The sequence below is a fragment of the Enterobacter cloacae complex sp. P40C2 genome (genome assembly GCF_014930695.1).
GTDB classification, from domain to species: Bacteria; Pseudomonadota; Gammaproteobacteria; order Enterobacterales; family Enterobacteriaceae; genus Enterobacter; species Enterobacter pasteurii.
In genome coordinates this window covers 871,104-888,234 of sequence record NZ_JADBRP010000001.1, presented here as the reverse complement: position 1 = coordinate 888,234, position 17,131 = coordinate 871,104, and the positions used below count along the sequence as shown (strand labels likewise).

The 17,131-nt window shown below is 57.7% G+C and carries 13 protein-coding genes; 12 read left to right on the top strand and 1 reads right to left on the bottom strand.

The genetic code is table 11. The features are described from left to right. Positions 1–47: 47 nt before the first annotated feature. The 8 genes from ihfB to IM304_RS04270 all read left to right on the top strand — a co-directional run bounded on the left by ihfB (position 48) and on the right by IM304_RS04270 (position 8,853). On the top strand, positions 48–335 hold the full coding sequence (ihfB, locus tag IM304_RS04305) for an integration host factor subunit beta (protein WP_003858233.1): 288 nt from the start codon (positions 48–50) through the stop codon (positions 333–335). 211 nt (positions 336–546) lie between these two features. Beyond that, entirely contained in the window at positions 547–2,811 is a 2,265-nt protein-coding gene (locus IM304_RS04300; RefSeq protein WP_193356378.1) for a ComEC family protein, read from the top strand. 36 nt (positions 2,812–2,847) lie between these two features. Continuing rightward, entirely contained in the window at positions 2,848–4,596 is a 1,749-nt protein-coding gene (gene msbA / locus IM304_RS04295; protein WP_176610724.1) for a lipid A ABC transporter ATP-binding protein/permease MsbA, read from the top strand. Then, entirely contained in the window at positions 4,593–5,570 is a 978-nt protein-coding gene (lpxK, locus tag IM304_RS04290) for a tetraacyldisaccharide 4'-kinase (protein ID WP_193356377.1), read from the top strand. The genes msbA and lpxK overlap by 4 nt, the downstream gene beginning before the upstream one ends. Positions 5,571–5,613: 43 nt before the next feature. Then, complete coding sequence (locus IM304_RS04285) at positions 5,614–6,846, top strand: winged helix-turn-helix domain-containing protein (protein ID WP_193356376.1); 1,233 nt, start codon at positions 5,614–5,616, stop codon at positions 6,844–6,846. 45 nt (positions 6,847–6,891) lie between these two features. Next, on the top strand, positions 6,892–7,074 hold the full coding sequence (ycaR, locus tag IM304_RS04280) for a protein YcaR (RefSeq protein WP_006174474.1): 183 nt from the start codon (positions 6,892–6,894) through the stop codon (positions 7,072–7,074). Beyond that, positions 7,071–7,817, top strand: a complete 747-nt coding sequence (kdsB, locus tag IM304_RS04275; protein WP_193356375.1) for a 3-deoxy-manno-octulosonate cytidylyltransferase — start codon at positions 7,071–7,073, stop codon at positions 7,815–7,817. The genes ycaR and kdsB overlap by 4 nt, the downstream gene beginning before the upstream one ends. Positions 7,818–7,959: 142 nt before the next feature. Next, positions 7,960–8,853: a YcbJ family phosphotransferase gene (locus IM304_RS04270; protein WP_148421038.1), complete on the top strand. Its 894-nt coding sequence runs from the start codon at positions 7,960–7,962 to the stop codon at positions 8,851–8,853. On the opposite strand, the gene elyC is transcribed toward IM304_RS04270, so the two are convergent. Next, a complete protein-coding gene (gene elyC / locus IM304_RS04265; protein ID WP_148421036.1) occupies positions 8,830–9,609 on the bottom strand; it encodes an envelope biogenesis factor ElyC in 780 nt (259 codons plus the stop codon). The two genes, IM304_RS04270 and elyC, sit on opposite strands and share 24 nt — an antisense overlap. 124 nt (positions 9,610–9,733) lie before the next feature. Here elyC and cmoM point away from each other — a divergent pair, with 124 nt between their 5' ends. Genes cmoM through mukB form a run of 4 tightly spaced genes read left to right on the top strand, consistent with a single transcriptional unit; the run spans position 9,734 to position 16,972 of the window. Then, entirely contained in the window at positions 9,734–10,513 is a 780-nt protein-coding gene (cmoM, locus tag IM304_RS04260) for a tRNA uridine 5-oxyacetic acid(34) methyltransferase CmoM (protein ID WP_063449157.1), read from the top strand. 3 nt (positions 10,514–10,516) lie between these two features. Continuing rightward, positions 10,517–11,839, top strand: a complete 1,323-nt coding sequence (gene mukF, locus IM304_RS04255; protein ID WP_193356374.1) for a chromosome partition protein MukF — start codon at positions 10,517–10,519, stop codon at positions 11,837–11,839. Beyond that, positions 11,820–12,524, top strand: a complete 705-nt coding sequence (gene mukE / locus IM304_RS04250; RefSeq protein WP_003858208.1) for a chromosome partition protein MukE — start codon at positions 11,820–11,822, stop codon at positions 12,522–12,524. Before mukF ends, mukE begins: the two co-directional genes overlap by 20 nt. Continuing rightward, positions 12,524–16,972, top strand: coding sequence for a chromosome partition protein MukB (gene mukB / locus IM304_RS04245; protein WP_193356373.1), 4,449 nt, complete (start codon positions 12,524–12,526; stop codon positions 16,970–16,972). The genes mukE and mukB overlap by 1 nt, the downstream gene beginning before the upstream one ends. Positions 16,973–17,131 lie beyond the last annotated feature (159 nt).

Genomic DNA, 17,131 nt, shown 5'->3' with positions numbered 1-17,131 from the left:
TTTAATGAGCTGTTCAGCTAATTGGTTTGAAAGGAACCGGAGGAATCATGACCAAGTCAGAATTGATTGAAAGACTTGCCAGTCAGCAACCGCATATCCCTGCTAAGGCTGTGGAAGATGCCGTTAAAGAGATGCTGGAGCATATGGCCACCACTCTTGCCCAGGGCGAGCGCATTGAAATCCGCGGTTTCGGTAGTTTTTCTCTGCACTATCGTGCACCACGCACCGGGCGTAACCCGAAGACTGGCGATAAAGTGGAGCTGGAAGGTAAGTATGTTCCGCACTTTAAGCCGGGTAAAGAGCTGCGCGACCGCGCCAATATTTACGGTAACTGAGTTTAGCCCGCAGGGTTGAACTGAGTTTAAAGAAAGCACCTTAGGGTGCTTTTTTTGTACCCATCCCTTCATTTCTGAATCTCCGCCGCACTATCTTCCTCAGTTTTCTGCAAACGCCTAAAAGCGCTGCAGCGCCCGCCGTAAACCACGCCTTTTCCGTCTGACGACGCGCCAGCTTCGCCGCATACTCGCCTTTAACAGGGAGGTGAAAATGGGGATCCACGTCATCAGTATTTGCGCCATTCTGGCCATAATTCCGCTCTACTGGCTACCCGCTTTGCCTGGTTTGCCCTCTATCTGGATGATGATTGCCGCAGGCGTTGCGTTGGCCGTGCAGCAGAGAAAATGGCTAACGTTTTCAGGCTTAGGGTTGCTCTTTTTTTGCTGGGGTATGCTGGCGGCACACGAGAGCGTATGGCCGATGAACCATTTAACAAAAGGGCCGCAGCAGGCAGAGGTGGTGATAACGGCAACGGATGGCGCAACGATGCACCAGGGGAAAATTCTCAGCCTCAATGGTAGGCGTATCTGGGGTGCAACGGGAGTGGCGCTGTATGGTAACTATTTGCCACAGCGCGTCTGCGTGGGGCAGCGCTGGGCGATGACCCTGCGGCTAAGGGCGGTACACGGTGAACTCAACGACGGCGGCTATGATTCGCAGAAAAATGCCTTTGCCCGGCACCAGACGCTGAGCGGACGATTTACCCATGCGGAGATCGTTGACGAGCGCTGTAGCCTGCGTGCGCGCTATCTGGGATCGCTACAGGCTACACTTTCGCCGTATCAGTGGGGGCCCGTGATCCTGGGGCTGGGAATGGGGGAGCGCCTGTCGGTATCACTGGAGATAAAAAATCTGATGCGTGAGACGGGGACGATGCACCTTATGGCAATCTCGGGACTGCATATTGCCCTGGCGGCCTCCGTGGTCTGGTTACTGGTGCGGGGCATTCAGTTTTTCCTGCCGGGTCACTGGATCCGCTGGCCAGTCCCCTTGCTGGCAGGACTGTGCTTTGCCGCGTTTTACGCGTGGTTAACGGGCTTACAGCCGCCGGCGCTGCGCACGGTTGTGGCACTTGCGGTACTGGCTGCGTTACGAATGAGTGGTCGCCAGTGGTCACCCTGGCAGGTGTGGCTTGCCTGCGTGGCGGCAATCCTTATTTTCGATCCGCTGGCGGTGCTGTCGCAGAGCCTCGCGTTGTCGGCATTTGCGGTAGCCGCTCTGATTTTCTGGTATCAGTGGTTGCCACTCCCGCAACCGCTGCGTGACCGCCGCATACGGCCGCTGGCTACGCTTTTGTATCTTCAGGTCGGGATGCTGCTGCTGTTGTTACCGCTTCAGGTACTCATTTTCCATGGCTTCAGCCTCTCATCGCTGGTGGCGAATCTGTTTGCGGTTCCGCTGGTCACCTTTATCTCTGTTCCGCTGATCCTGCTCGGTATGCTGCTGCATCTCCTGCCGATGGTCGGGCTGGAAAATGTCGTGTGGCTGGCAGCGGATAAGTCTCTGGCAGGGCTTTTCTGGCTGCTGAAGCGCCTACCGGATGGCTGGCAGGACGTTGATGAACGCTGGCAGTACCTCACGTTGCTGCCATGGCTTGCGATAGTTGGCTGGCGATTCCGCGCCTGGCGAACAGCGCCTGCGCTATGTCTGGCAGGCGGTATCGTGCTTTCCTTTCCGCTCTGGCACAGGGCAAAAACCGACGGCTGGACGCTGCATATGCTCGACGTGGGGCAGGGGCTGGCAATGGTCGTTGAGCGTAACGGGAAGGCCATTCTGTATGATACTGGTCTGGCATGGCCCGGTGGCGACAGCGCGCAGCAGCTGATTATCCCCTGGCTACGCTGGCATCATCTGAGGCCGGAAGGGGTTATCCTGAGCCATGAGCACCTCGATCACGCGGGAGGGCTGACATCGCTACGAACGGCCTGGCCTGCCATGTGGGTCAGGAGTCCCTTACCCTGGGCCGGGCATCTTCCCTGTTTTCGCGGGCAGCGATGGCAGTGGCAGGGATTATCCTTCACCGTGCACTGGCCGCCGCAAAACACCGCCGATAAAGGCAACAACCGCTCCTGCGTGGTAAAAATTGATGACGGCGAGCAGAGTGTTTTACTGACCGGCGATATTGAAGCGCAGGCGGAACTGGCGATGCTGAGCCACCGCTGGCGTCAGCTTGCGTCTACACTGATTCAGGTGCCGCATCACGGCAGCAACACCTCGTCCTCAGCGCCGCTGGTTCAGCGCGTGGAGGGGGCGATTTCGCTGGCCTCCATGGCCCGCTATAACGCGTGGCGTTTCCCGTCGGTGAAGGTGCTTCGGCGCTATCGAAAGGAGGGCTATCTCTGGCTGGATACCCCGCAGTCCGGGCAAATATCCGTGACGTTTTCGCACCACGGCAGGCAAATTCGCCGCTTACGCGAGCACAATTTACCGCGTTGGTATCATCAGTGGTTTGGCGCGCCCGTAGATAACGGGTAGAATATGCGGCTATTTCAACAAATGCTGGTTTTTTGAATGCATAACGACAAAGATCTCTCCACGTGGCAAACGTTCCGCCGGCTCTGGCCGATGATTGCTCCTTTCAAAGCAGGCTTGTTCGTGGCGGGCGTAGCGTTAGTCCTCAACGCGGCCAGCGATACGTTTATGTTATCGCTTCTCAAACCGTTACTGGATGACGGTTTTGGTAAAACGGATCGTTCAGTGCTGCTATGGATGCCGCTGGTGGTTATTGGGCTGATGATCTTACGCGGTATCTCCAGCTATGTATCAAGCTACTGCATCTCCTGGGTATCCGGTAAAGTGGTGATGACCATGCGCCGCCGGTTGTTCAGCCATATGATGGGGATGCCGGTCTCTTTCTTCGACAAACAGTCAACCGGTACGCTGCTGTCTCGTATTACCTACGATTCCGAGCAGGTTGCATCGTCGTCGTCCAGCGCGCTGATTACCGTGGTGCGTGAAGGCGCATCCATCATCGGTCTGTTTGCGATGATGTTCTACTACAGCTGGCAGCTGTCGCTCATCCTTATTGTGCTGGCACCAATAGTCTCCATCGCGATCCGCGTGGTGTCCAAACGTTTTCGCAGCATCAGTAAAAATATGCAGAACACGATGGGGCAGGTTACCACCAGCGCCGAGCAGATGCTGAAAGGCCATAAAGAAGTGCTGATTTTCGGCGGTCAGGAAGTCGAAACCAAACGCTTTGACAAGGTCAGCAACAAAATGCGCCTGCAGGGGATGAAAATGGTATCGGCCTCGTCGATTTCCGATCCCATTATTCAGCTGATCGCCTCTCTGGCCCTGGCCTTTGTTCTGTATGCCGCGAGTTTCCCAAGCGTTATGGAGACCCTGACCGCGGGTACCATCACCGTTGTGTTCTCGTCCATGATTGCGCTGATGCGTCCGCTGAAATCGCTGACCAACGTCAACGCCCAGTTCCAGCGCGGGATGGCGGCCTGCCAGACGTTGTTCAGCATTCTCGACTCCGAGCAGGAAAAAGATGAAGGGACACGCGTGATTGAGCGCGCAAAAGGTGACGTTGAGTTCCGCAACGTGACCTTTACTTATCCAGGCCGCGAAGTGGCGGCGCTGCGCGATATTAGCCTGTCGATTCCGGCGGGTAAAACCGTTGCGCTGGTCGGCCGTTCCGGTTCGGGCAAATCGACGATTGCCAGCCTGATTACCCGTTTCTACGATATCGATCAGGGCGAGATCCTGCTCGATGGTCACGACCTGCGGGAATATACCCTACAGTCGCTGCGTAACCAGGTCGCGCTGGTATCGCAGAACGTGCATCTGTTTAACGATACGGTCGCGAATAATATTGCTTATGCCCGTACCGAAGAGTACAGCCGCGAAGAGATTGAGAATGCGGCGCGTATGGCCTATGCGATGGACTTCATCAACAAGATGGATAATGGTCTGGATACCATCATTGGTGAAAACGGGGTACTGCTTTCCGGTGGTCAGCGTCAGCGTATCGCGATTGCCCGTGCGCTACTGCGCAACAGCCCCATCCTGATCCTTGATGAAGCGACGTCCGCGCTGGATACCGAATCTGAACGCGCTATTCAGTCGGCGCTGGATGAACTTCAGAAAAACCGTACCTCGCTGGTTATCGCGCACCGTCTGTCTACAATTGAGCAGGCTGATGAAATCGTGGTGGTGGAAGACGGCGTCATCGTTGAACGCGGCAGCCATATGGATCTGCTGGAACAGCGCGGTGTTTACGCCCAGCTTCATAAAATGCAGTTCGGTCAATGATTGCACGCATCTGGTCGGGTGAATCTCCTCTGTGGGTGCTGCTCCTCCCGCTCTCCTGGCTGTATGGCCTGGTGAGCGGTGGTATTCGCCTGCTTTACCGCCTCGGGATCAGGCGCGCCTGGCGCGCGCCGGTACCGGTGGTGGTGGTGGGTAACCTGACGGCAGGCGGAAACGGTAAAACCCCGGTTGCGATCTGGCTGGTAGAGCAACTCCAGAAGCGCGGTATTCGTCCGGGTATTGTCTCCCGCGGTTACGGTGGCAAGGCGGCGCAGTATCCACTGCTGCTGACACCTGACACGACAACCGCCGAAGCCGGCGATGAGCCGGTGCTTATCTACCAGCGTACAGGCGTGCCGGTTGCGGTCTCGCCGGTGCGCAGCGATGCGGTTAAAGCACTACTTGCGGAGCACAAAGTACAGATCGTTATCACCGATGATGGCTTACAGCATTACGCGCTGGCGCGTGATAAAGAGATAGTGGTCATTGACGGCGTTCGTCGTTTTGGCAACGGCTGGTGGCTGCCAGCCGGTCCTATGCGTGAGCGGGCGTCGCGCCTGAAAACCGTAGATGCCGTGATTGTTAACGGTGGCGAAGCCAGAGCGGGCGAAATCCCTATGCGTCTTCGCCCCGGACAGGCGGTGAACATGCTGACCGGCGAACGCAGAGACGTCGCGCAGCTGGATCATCTGGTGGCAATGGCCGGAATTGGCCATCCGCCGCGTTTCTTCGCGACGCTTGAGCAGTGCGGTGCCCGGCCTGAAAAGCGGGTTCCGCTGGCCGATCACCAGGCGTTAGTTGCTGAGGCGATCGAAGGGCTGACCGCGCCCGGGCAGACGCTGATCATGACCGAAAAAGACGCGGTAAAATGCCGGGCCTTTGCGAAAGCAAACTGGTGGTACCTGCCGGTTGACGCCGAACTCAGCGGCGAGCAGCCGGAACAATTGCTCAAGGAACTGCTCGCGTTAGTGCAGTAACTTCAACGCGGTTCCGGTGGCGCTTTGACTGACAGGAAAACGCATGTCTCTACCGCAACTTTCACTTGCAGCCGCACGCAACCTGCATCTCGCCGCGCAGGGGCTTTTGCGAAAGCCCCGCCGCCGCGCGCGTCCAGCGGATATCCTCTCTACCGTGCAGCGCATGTCGTTGCTGCAAATCGACACCATTAACATCGTGGCGCGCAGCCCGTATCTGGTTCTGTTCAGCCGCCTGGGAAACTACCCACCGCAATGGCTGGATAATGCGCTGAGCCAGGGCGAACTGATGGAATACTGGGCGCACGAAGCCTGCTTTCTGCCGCGCAGCGATTTTGCGCTGGTGCGCCACCGAATGCTCGCCCCGGACAGCATGGGCTGGAAATACCGGCAGGATTGGATGGCGGAACACGCGGCTGAAATTGAGCAACTGATTGCCCATATTCAGGAAAACGGCCCGGTACGCTCCGCGGATTTTGAACACCCGCGAAAAGGAGCAGCCGTTGGCTGGTGGGAGTGGAAGCCGCACAAGCGTCATCTGGAAGGGCTGTTTACGGCGGGCAAGGTGATGGTTGTCGAGCGCCGCAACTTTCAGCGCGTCTATGACCTCACGCACCGCGTTATGCCGCACTGGGACGATGCTCGCGACCTGCTTACTCAGGAAGCAGCCGAAGCCGTTATGCTTGAAAACAGCGCCCGCAGCCTGGGGATATTTCGCCCGCAATGGCTGGCGGATTACTATCGCCTGCGCCAGCCGGCGCTAAAACCGTTGCTGGAAAAGTGGCATCAGGAGCAGCGCGTTATTCCGGTGTCGGTAGATACGTTAGGTGAAATGTGGCTACACGCGGATGTCGTCCCGCTGCTGCCGCAGGCGCTTGAGGGCAAACTACAGGCGACCCACAGTGCCGTGCTGTCGCCGTTTGACCCGGTTGTCTGGGACAGAAAGCGCGCCGAGCAGCTGTTTGGTTTTAGCTACCGTCTCGAATGTTATACCCCGGCGCCCAGGCGGCAGTATGGCTATTTTGTTTTGCCGCTGCTGCACAAAGGGCAGCTTGTCGGGCGCATGGATGCCAAAATGCACCGTAAAGCCGGCATTCTGGAAATTATCGCGCTCTGGCTTGAAGAGGGCGTAAAGGTCACGGCTGGCCTGGAAAAAGGGTTAACGACCGCTCTCAGTGAATTTGCGCGCTGGCAGGGGGCAGGTGAAATTACGCTGGGCCGCGTGCCCGCAGGCCTGTTTACAACCTGCCTGGGCGGCTGGGAAACAGACACTCTCTGAAAAGGGAATGTGATAAGCTTTAGCGATTACCCATACGGAGGAACTATGGATCACCGTTTACTTGAAATTATTGCCTGCCCGGTGTGCAACGGCAAACTGTATTACAGCCAGGATAAACAAGAGCTGATTTGCAAACTGGACAGCCTGGCGTTCCCGCTGCGTGACGGTATTCCGGTCCTGCTGGAAAACGAAGCCCGTTCCCTGGTGGCAGAAGAGAGCAAGCCATGAGTTTTGTTGTCATTATTCCTGCGCGTTATGCCTCAACGCGCCTGCCAGGTAAACCGCTGGTGGATATTAACGGCAAACCGATGATCGTGCACGTCCTTGAACGGGCGCGTGAGTCAGGGGCCGGGCGCGTTATCATTGCGACCGATCATCCGGACGTCGCGCGCGCGGTTGAGGCCGCGGGGGGGGAAGTATGCATGACCCGCGCCGACCATCAGTCGGGCACCGAGCGTCTGGCGGAAGTCGTCGAGAAGTGCGGCTTTAGCGACGAGACGGTGATTGTGAACGTGCAGGGTGATGAGCCGACGATCCCGGCGGCGATCATCCGTCAGGTAGCCGAAAACCTGGCTCAGCGTCAGGTCGGCATGGCTACCCTCGCGGTGCCGATCCACCACGCTGAAGAGGCGTTCAATCCAAATGCGGTGAAAGTGGTCATGGACGCAGAGGGCTACGCGCTCTATTTCTCCCGCGCCACCATTCCGTGGGATCGCGATCGTTTCGCGCAATCGAAAGAGACGATTGGCGACACCTTCCTGCGCCATATTGGCATTTACGGCTACCGCGCAGGGTTTATTCGTCGCTACGTTGCCTGGGCACCAAGCCCGCTTGAGCATATCGAAATGCTCGAACAGCTTCGCGTACTGTGGTACGGCGAGAAAATTCACGTTGCGGTCGCCCGGGAAGTGCCCGGCACTGGCGTGGATACCCCTGAAGATCTCGAGCGCGTTCGCATCGAAATGCGTTAATTCGCGACCATCCCCTCGCTTGAGGGGATGTTCTCCCGCCAGGCTATTTTCCTTTTCTTGTCCATTATTGATCTCTTCCGGGTGACATCCGGGTCGCGCACGCTCATTATAAAAGCAGTAGTCTTAATGGGGGTAATCTCATATGGAACAGCTGCGTGCAGAACTCAGCCATCTCCTTGGCGAAAAGCTAAGTCGGGTGGAATGCGTGAATGAAAAGGCCGATACCGCGCTCTGGTCATTGTATGACAGTCAGGGACACCCCATGCCGCTGATGGCCAGAAGCTTTACCTCACCGGGCGTCGCCAGACAGCTGGCGTGGAAAATGTCGATGCTGGCGCGGGAAGGAACGGTGCGTATGCCCACGGTATACGGCGTGATGACGCACGAGGAGCATCCCGGGCCGGATGTCCTGCTTATTGAGCGTTTACGCGGAGTCTCTGTTGAAGCCCCGGCGCGTACGCCTGAGCGCTGGGAACAGCTGAAGGATCAGATTGTTGAGGCTCTTCTTGCCTGGCACCGGCAGGACAGCCGCGGCCTGGTTGGCGCGGTAGACAGCACCCAGGAAAACCTCTGGCCGCTGTGGTATCGCCAGCGCGTTGAAGTGCTGTGGGGAACGCTCAATCAGTTCAACAACACCGGCTTAACGATGCAGGACAAACGCATTCTGTTTCGCACCCGGGAATGCCTGCCGACGCTGTTTGAGGGGTTTAACGACAACTGCGTGCTGGTGCACGGTAACTTCACGCTGCGCAGCATGTTAAAAGATCCCCGCAGCGACCAGCTTCTTGCGATGCTCGGGCCGGGCATCATGCTCTGGGCGCCGCGTGAGTACGAGCTGTTCAGGCTGAGCGAGGGCGGGGCGGCGGAAGATTTGCTCTGGCACTACCTTCAGCGCGCCCCCGTTGCGGAAGCGTTCCTCTGGCGTCGCTGGCTCTATCTGCTGTGGGATGAGGTCGCGCAGCTGGTCAACACCGGGCGATTTAATCGCGCCGGCTTCGACCTTGCCGCAAAATCACTCTTGCCCTGGCTTGCCTGACGACCCTTTGAGCCACTGCCAGAGGCGGCCTAGCGACTCGTATCCGACGCGGTCGCTGTGCATCAGCCATACCGGAGACGGGATAATCCGTTCCCACGTATTAAGCGGCGCGTCGATAGCCAGCTGGTTTGCCGGGGCTGGCAGCGGATGCAGGCCTTGCTTCTCAAAGAAAATCATCGCGCGTGGAAGGTGTGATGCAGAGGTCACCAGCAGGAACGGTACGTCGCCGATGGCCTGTTTTACCGCCGCCGCCTCCTCTTCGGTATCCTTCGGGCTATCCAGGGTAATGATGGCGGAACGCGGCACGCCAAGCGATTCAGCCACTCTTGCACCCGCTTCCGCGGTGCTGACCGGGTTAGTTTTTGCGGCAGCCCCCGTGAAGATCATCTTCGATCCCGGATTGGCAAGCCACAGGCGGATCCCCTCGTTCAGACGCGGCAGGCTATTGTTGATCAGGTTAGAGCTGGGGGCCCAGTTCGGGTCCCACGTATATCCACCGCCCAGCACCACGATGTAGCCCACTTTCTGGTTTCCCTGCCATGTCGGGTAGGTGTTTTCTATCGGGCGTAACAGACCGTCAGCGACGGGTTGCAGGCTGAGCAACAGCAGCGCCAGCCAGCCCGCGGTCACGATGGATTTACCGCTTTTCTGAAACCGGCTAAACCATAACAGTGCCAGCCCCAGCGCGATAATAATCAACAGCAGGGGTAGGGGAAGCATCATGCCTCCAATATATTTTTTTAGGGTAAAAAGCATCCTTTTTGGTTCCTTTTTTGACCATACAGCAGGCGATTTCCGGTGATATTACACCAGAGTGGTTCATTCTCCGCGCGGGTGTGACAAAATAGCGGTTTTGCAGTAAGTGAGTGGAACCCTCCCAATGCGGGATCGCAATTTTGATGACATCGCGGAAAAGTTTTCGCGCAACATTTATGGCACCACCAAAGGTCAGCTTCGCCAGACGATCCTCTGGCAGGATCTGGACAAGCTGCTGGCCGAATTCGGTGACCGACAGTTGCGCGTGCTGGACGCCGGTGGCGGGGAAGGTCAGACAGCGATCCTGATGGCGCAGCGGGGACATCACGTCACGCTGTGCGATCTTTCTGCCGAGATGGTGGCGCGCGCTGAGCGAGCGGCAGAAGAGAAAGGTGTGAGCGACAACATGCATTTTATACATTGCGCCGCTCAGGACATTCCGCAGCATTTGGAAACGCAGGTTGATCTGATATTGTTTCATGCTGTGCTCGAATGGGTCGCTGAACCGCAAGCGATGTTAAAAACGCTGTGGTCGATGCTGAGGCCGGGCGGTGCCTTATCGCTGATGTTTTACAATGCCAACGGCCTGCTGATGCGAAACGTGCTGGTGGGCAATTTTGGCTACGTACAGCAGGGCATGTATAAAAAGAAACGACGCACGCTTTCACCGGATTTCCCACGTGAACCGCAGCAGGTCTACGGCTGGCTGGAGGAGATCGGTTGGGAAATTACCGGTAAAACAGGCGTGAGGGTGTTTCATGATTATCTGCGTGATAAACAAAAACAGGACGACTGTTTAGACGCCTTAACAGAAATAGAGACGCGGTACTGCCGCCAGGAGCCTTATCTCAGCCTTGGCCGCTATATACACGTCACCGCGCGCAAGCCGCAGATGCAAGGATAATCTATGAGTGAATTTTCCCAGACAGTCCCCGAACTGGTTGCCTGGGCCAGGAAAAATGATTTCTCCATCTCGCTGCCGGTAGACAGACTCTCTTTCCTGCTGGCGGTCGCGACGCTAAACGGCGAACGCCTGGATGGCGAAATGAGTGAAGGCGAACTGGTGGATGCGTTCCGCCACGTCAGTGATGCGTTTGAGCAAACCAGCGAAACCATTAGCGTGCGCGCCAACAACGCCATCAATGATATGGTGCGTCAACGTCTGCTGAACCGCTTTACCAGCGAGCAGGCGGAAGGAAACGCTATCTATCGCCTGACGCCACTGGGCATCGGCATTACCGATTACTATATTCGCCAGCGCGAATTTTCCACGCTGCGCCTCTCCATGCAGCTCTCTATCGTTGCAGGGGAGCTGAAGCGTGCCGCCGACGCGGCCGATGAAAACGGTGACGAATTCCACTGGCATCGCAACGTGTACGCACCCCTGAAATACTCGGTCGCCGAGATTTTTGACAGTATCGATCTGACCCAGCGTCTGATGGACGAACAGCAGCAGCAGGTTAAGGATGATATTGCGCAGCTGCTGAATAAGGACTGGCGCGCGGCTATCTCCAGCTGTGAACTTTTACTGTCAGAAACCTCCGGTACGCTGCGCGAACTGCAGGATACGCTGGAGGCGGCAGGCGACAAGCTTCAGGCCAACCTGCTGCGCATCCAGGACGCGACGATGGTGCACGACGATCTGCATTTTATCGACCGTCTGGTGTTCGATCTGCAGAGCAAGCTTGACCGCATTATCAGCTGGGGCCAGCAGTCGATCGATCTGTGGATTGGTTATGACCGTCACGTGCATAAATTTATCCGTACCGCCATCGATATGGACAAAAACCGCGTCTTTGCCCAGCGTCTGCGCCAGTCGGTACAGACCTACTTCGATGCGCCATGGGCGCTGACCTACGCCAATGCCGATCGTCTGCTGGATATGCGCGACGAGGAGATGGCGCTGCGCGATGAAGAGGTCACCGGGGAACTGCCGCCGGATCTGGAATACGAAGAATTTAACGAAATTCGCGAGCAGCTTGCGGCGATGATCGAAGAACAGCTCGCTGTCTACAAAACCAGACAGGCGCCGCTGGATCTTGGCCTCGTGGTGCGCGACTATCTGGCGCAGTATCCGCGCGCGCGCCACTTCGACGTTGCCCGCATTGTTGTAGACCAGGCGGTGCGCCTGGGTATCGCACAAGCCGATTTCACCGGACTGCCTCCGAAGTGGCAGCCGATTAACGATTACGGAGCCAAGGTACAGGCGCATGTCATTGACAAATATTGAACAAGTGATGCCAGTTAAGCTGGCACAGGCGCTGGCGAATCCGTTGTTTCCGGCGCTGGACAGCCAGCTGCGTGCCGGTCGTCACATTGGCCTTGACGAGCTGGATAATCACGCCTTTTTGATGGACTTTCAGGAGTACCTGGAAGAGTTTTACGCTCGCTATAACGTTGAGCTTATCCGCGCGCCGGAAGGGTTTTTCTACCTGCGCCCGCGCTCGACCACGCTTATTCCCCGTTCCGTGCTTTCCGAGCTGGATATGATGGTGGGTAAAATTCTCTGCTACCTCTACCTCAGCCCGGAACGTCTGGCGAATGAGGGGATCTTCACCCAGCAGGAGCTTTACGATGAGCTGCTGTCGCTGGCGGATGAAAGCAAGCTTCTCAAGCTGGTGAACAATCGTTCGACGGGGTCCGATCTGGACCGTCAGAAATTACAGGAAAAAGTACGCTCTTCCCTTAACCGTCTGCGCCGTCTGGGAATGGTCTGGTTCATGGGCCACGACAGCAGCAAGTTCCGCATTACCGAATCGGTCTTCCGCTTTGGCGCCGACGTGCGCGCCGGCGACGATGCGCGCGAAGCGCAGCTGCGTATGATCCGTGACGGTGAGGCGATGCCGGTGGAAAACCATTTGCAGCTCAATGACGAGCATGAAGAGAATCAGCCGGATAGCGGGGAGGAAGAGTAATGATTGAACGCGGTAAATTTCGCTCACTAACGCTGATTAACTGGAACGGCTTCTTTGCCCGAACCTTCGATCTGGATGAGCTGGTGACGACGCTCTCCGGCGGTAACGGGGCGGGTAAATCCACCACCATGGCGGCCTTCGTTACGGCGCTGATCCCTGACCTGACGCTACTGCACTTCCGTAACACCACCGAAGCGGGGGCGACAAGCGGCTCCCGCGATAAAGGTCTGCACGGTAAGCTGAAAGCGGGCGTCTGTTATTCGGTGCTGGACGTGATCAACTCCCGTCACCAGCGCGTGGTCGTGGGGGTTCGTCTGCAACAGGTCGCCGGGCGCGATCGTAAAGTGGATATCAAGCCGTTTGCGATTCAGGGGCTGCCAACGTCCGTACAGCCGACCGCGCTGCTGACGGAAACCCTGAATGAACGCCAGGCGCGCGTCCTGACGCTTCAGGAGCTGAAAGACAAGCTCGAAGCCATTGAAGGCGTTCAGTTCAAGCAGTTCAACTCTATTACCGACTACCACTCCCTGATGTTCGATCTGGGCGTGGTTGCCCGCCGTCTGCGCAGCGCGTCCGATCGTAGTAAATACTACCGCCTGATCGAAGCCTCCCTGTACGGCGGTATCTCCAGCGCCATTACCCGCTCCCTGCGCGACTACCTGCTGCCGGAAAACAGCGGCGTGCGTAAGGCCTTCCAGGATATGGAAGCCGCGCTGCGTGAAAACCGCATGACGCTGGAAGCGATTCGCGTTACGCAGTCTGACCGCGATCTGTTTAAACACCTGATCAGCGAAGCCACTAACTACGTGGCGGCAGACTATATGCGCCACGCCAACGAGCGCCGCATTCATCTCGATCAGGCGCTAGAGTATCGTCGCGAGCTGTTTACCTCCCGCAAACAGCTGGTGGCCGAGCAGTATAAGCACGTCGAAATGGCGCGTGAATTGGGCGAGCACAACGGCGCCGAAGGGGATCTGGAAGCCGATTACCAGGCGGCCAGCGATCACCTTAACCTGGTGCAAACCGCGCTGCGTCAGCAGGAAAAAATTGAGCGCTACGAAGCGGATCTCGATGAGCTGCAAATTCGTCTCGAAGAGCAAAATGAAGTGGTGGCGGAAGCCGCCGATTTGCAGGAAGAGAACGAAGCCCGCGCCGAAGCCGCCGAGCTGGAAGTGGATGAGCTGAAAAGCCAGCTCGCTGACTACCAGCAGGCGCTGGACGTGCAGCAGACCCGCGCGATCCAGTACAACCAGGCGCTGCAGGCGTTGCAGCGTGCAAAAGCGCTCTGCCATCTGCCCGATCTCACCCCGGAAAGCGCCGACGAATGGCTGGATACCTTCCAGGCGAAAGAGCAGGAAGCCACGGAAAAACTGCTTTCCCTCGATCAGAAAATGAGCGTGGCCCAGACGGCGCACAGCCAGTTTGAGCAGGCGTACCAGCTGGTGGTGGCGATCAACGGCCCGCTGGCGCGTAACGAAGCGTGGGACGTTGCCCGTGAATTGCTGCGCGACGGCGTGAACCAGCGCCATCTGGCCGAGCAGGTGCAGCCGCTGCGCATGCGTCTGAACGAGCTGGAACAGCGCCTGCGCGAGCAGCAGGAAGCCGAACGTCTGCTGGCGGATTTCTGCAAGCGTCAGGGTAAAAATTACGATTTCGACGAGCTTGAAGCCCTGCATCAGGAGCTGGAAGCGCGTATTGCGGCCCTGTCCGATACCGTCTCGAATGCCAGCGAACAGCGCATGACGCTGCGTCAGGAGCTTGAGCAGCTCCAGTCCCGCTCGAAGGCGCTATTACAACGTGCGCCAGTCTGGCTGGCCGCGCAAAGCAGCCTGAATCAGCTCAGCGAGCAGTGTGGCCAGGAGTTTACCTCCAGCCAGGACGTCACCGAATACATGCAACAGCTGCTGGAGCGCGAGCGTGAAGCGATTGTTGAGCGTGACGAAGTGGGCGCGCGCAAGCGTGACGTTGATGAAGAAATTGAGCGCTTAAGCCAGCCGGGCGGGTCAGAGGATCCGCGTCTGAATGCGTTAGCCGAGCGTTTCGGCGGCGTGCTGCTGTCTGAAATTTACGACGACGTCGGCCTGGACGATGCGCCGTACTTCTCCGCGCTGTACGGTCCGTCCCGTAACGCGATTGTGGTGCCGGACCTGTCGCTGATTTCTGAGCAGCTCGCAGGGCTTGAGGACTGCCCGGAAGATCTCTACCTCATCGAAGGGGATCCGCAGTCGTTTGATGACAGCGTATTCAGCGTAGACGAGCTGGAAAAAGCGGTGGTGGTGAAAATCGCCGATCGCCAGTGGCGCTACTCGCGCTTCCCGGAACTGCCGCTGTTTGGCCGCGCCGCGCGTGAAAACCGTATTGAAACCCTGCACGCCGAGCGTGAAACGCTTTCTGAACGTTTTGCGACGCTGTCGTTCGATGTGCAGAAAACGCAGCGTCTGCATCAGGCGTTCAGCCGCTTTATCGGTAGCCATCTGGGCGTGGCCTTTGAGCCCGATCCGGAAGCGGAAATTCGCAAGCTCAACACCCGCCGTGGTGAACTGGAGCGCGCGCTGGCCAGCCATGAAAATGACAACCAGCAGAGCCGCGTGCAGTTCGAACAGGCGAAAGAGGGCGTAGCTGCGCTTAACCGCATTCTGCCGCGCCTGAACCTGCTGGCGGACGATACCCTCGCCGATCGCGTGGATGAAATTCAGGAACGCCTGGACGAAGCGCAGGAAGCGGCGCGCTTTGTGCAGCAGCACGGCAACCAGCTGGCAAAACTGGAGCCGATGGTCTCCGTTCTCCAGAGCGACCCGGAACAGTTTGAGCAGTTAAAAGAAGATTATGCCTGGTCACAGCAGGTGCAGCGCGAAGCGCGTCAGCAGGCGTTTGCCCTGACGGAAGTGGTGCAACGTCGCGCGCACTTCGGCTACTCCGATTCAGCAGAAATGCTGAGCGGGAACAGCGATCTCAATGAAAAGCTGCGCCAGCGTCTTGAGCAGGCCGAAGCGGAACGTACCCGCGCGCGTGAGGCGATGCGTACTCACGCCGCACAGCTGAGCCAGTACAGCCAGGTGATGGCATCGTTGAAAAGTTCCTTCGACACCAAGAAAGAGCTGCTAAACGACCTGCATAAAGAGCTTCAGGACATCGGCGTGCGCGCCGACAGCGGTGCGGAAGAGCGCGCCCGTATCCGACGCGATGAACTGCATGCACAGCTCAGCAACAACCGCGCGCGTCGTAATCAGCTGGAAAAAGCGCTGACCTTCTGTGAAGCGGAGATGGACAACCTGACGCGTCGCCTGCGCAAGCTGGAGCGCGACTATCACGAAATGCGTGAACAGGTCGTGACCGCGAAGGCGGGCTGGTGCGCGGTGATGCGTATGGTGAAAGACAATAACGTGGAACGTCGTCTGCACCGTCGCGAGCTGGCGTATCTGTCAGCCGATGAGCTGCGTTCTATGTCGGATAAGGCGCTGGGTGCGCTGCGTCTGGCCGTGGCGGACAACGAACACCTGCGCGACGTGCTGCGCATGTCCGAAGATCCGAAGCGCCCCGAGCGCAAAATCCAGTTCTTCGTGGCGGTTTATCAGCACTTGCGCGAGCGTATTCGTCAGGACATCATCCGCACCGACGATCCGGTTGAAGCCATCGAGCAGATGGAGATCGAACTGGGGCGTCTGACGGAAGAGCTGACCTCCCGCGAGCAGAAGCTGGCTATCAGCTCCCGCAGCGTGGCGAATATTATTCGTAAAACCATTCAGCGCGAGCAGAACCGTATCCGCCAGCTGAACCAGGGCCTGCAAAGCGTGTCGTTTGGCCAGGTCAACAGCGTGCGGCTGAACGTGAACGTGCGTGAAGCGCACTCCACGCTGCTGGACGTGCTGTCTGAACAGCACGAGCAGCATCAGGATCTGTTTAACAGTAACCGCCTGACCTTCTCCGAAGCGCTGGCGAAACTGTATCAGCGCCTGAATCCGCAGATTGACATGGGCCAGCGTACCCCGCAAACCATCGGTGAAGAGCTGCTGGATTACCGCAACTATCTCGAGATGGAGGTTGAGGTTAACCGTGGCTCCGACGGCTGGCTGCGCGCTGAATCCGGTGCGCTCTCTACCGGTGAAGCGATCGGTACCGGTATGTCGATTCTGGTGATGGTGGTGCAGAGCTGGGAAGATGAAGCGCGTCGTCTGCGCGGTAAAGACATCTCTCCATGCCGTCTGCTGTTCCTCGATGAAGCCGCGCGTCTTGATGCCCGCTCCATCGCCACGCTGTTTGAGCTTTGCGATCGACTTGATATGCAGCTCATCATTGCGGCGCCGGAAAACATCAGCCCGGAAAAAGGCACGACCTATAAGCTGGTGCGTAAGGTGTTCCAGAACAGTGAACACGTACACGTCGTCGGCCTGCGCGGTTTCGCGCCGCAGCCTCCGGAATCATTACCCGGCACGGCTGACGCTTCTTAAGGCGGGTTATTACAAAGGGCGGCGCTGATGCGCCGCTTTTTTTATTCACTTAACTTGTGTTCAGGGCTGCGTTATCTTTAAACTTCTTTACATAAGGTAAGGCAACAGCGTGTATGCCTTTCTATACTGAAGGAAAGCTCCAGTACACTGGGCATGTCG

Bases quoted from the DNA above. Each gene is read 5' to 3' on its own strand.
- mukE (WP_003858208.1), top strand. From the start codon at position 11,820: ATGTCATTGACAAATATTGAACAAGTGATGCCAGTTAAGCTGGCACAG.
- cmoM (WP_063449157.1), top strand. From the start codon at position 9,734: ATGCGGGATCGCAATTTTGATGACATCGCGGAAAAGTTTTCGCGCAAC.
- mukF (WP_193356374.1), top strand. From the start codon at position 10,517: ATGAGTGAATTTTCCCAGACAGTCCCCGAACTGGTTGCCTGGGCCAGG.
- IM304_RS04285 (WP_193356376.1), top strand. From the start codon at position 5,614: ATGTCTCTACCGCAACTTTCACTTGCAGCCGCACGCAACCTGCATCTC.
- ycaR (WP_006174474.1), top strand. From the start codon at position 6,892: ATGGATCACCGTTTACTTGAAATTATTGCCTGCCCGGTGTGCAACGGC.
- IM304_RS04300 (WP_193356378.1), top strand. From the start codon at position 547: ATGGGGATCCACGTCATCAGTATTTGCGCCATTCTGGCCATAATTCCG.
- IM304_RS04270 (WP_148421038.1), top strand. From the start codon at position 7,960: ATGGAACAGCTGCGTGCAGAACTCAGCCATCTCCTTGGCGAAAAGCTA.
- elyC (WP_148421036.1), bottom strand. From the start codon at position 9,609: ATGCTTTTTACCCTAAAAAAATATATTGGAGGCATGATGCTTCCCCTA.
- lpxK (WP_193356377.1), top strand. From the start codon at position 4,593: ATGATTGCACGCATCTGGTCGGGTGAATCTCCTCTGTGGGTGCTGCTC.
- mukB (WP_193356373.1), top strand. From the start codon at position 12,524: ATGATTGAACGCGGTAAATTTCGCTCACTAACGCTGATTAACTGGAAC.
- ihfB (WP_003858233.1), top strand. From the start codon at position 48: ATGACCAAGTCAGAATTGATTGAAAGACTTGCCAGTCAGCAACCGCAT.
- msbA (WP_176610724.1), top strand. From the start codon at position 2,848: ATGCATAACGACAAAGATCTCTCCACGTGGCAAACGTTCCGCCGGCTC.
- kdsB (WP_193356375.1), top strand. From the start codon at position 7,071: ATGAGTTTTGTTGTCATTATTCCTGCGCGTTATGCCTCAACGCGCCTG.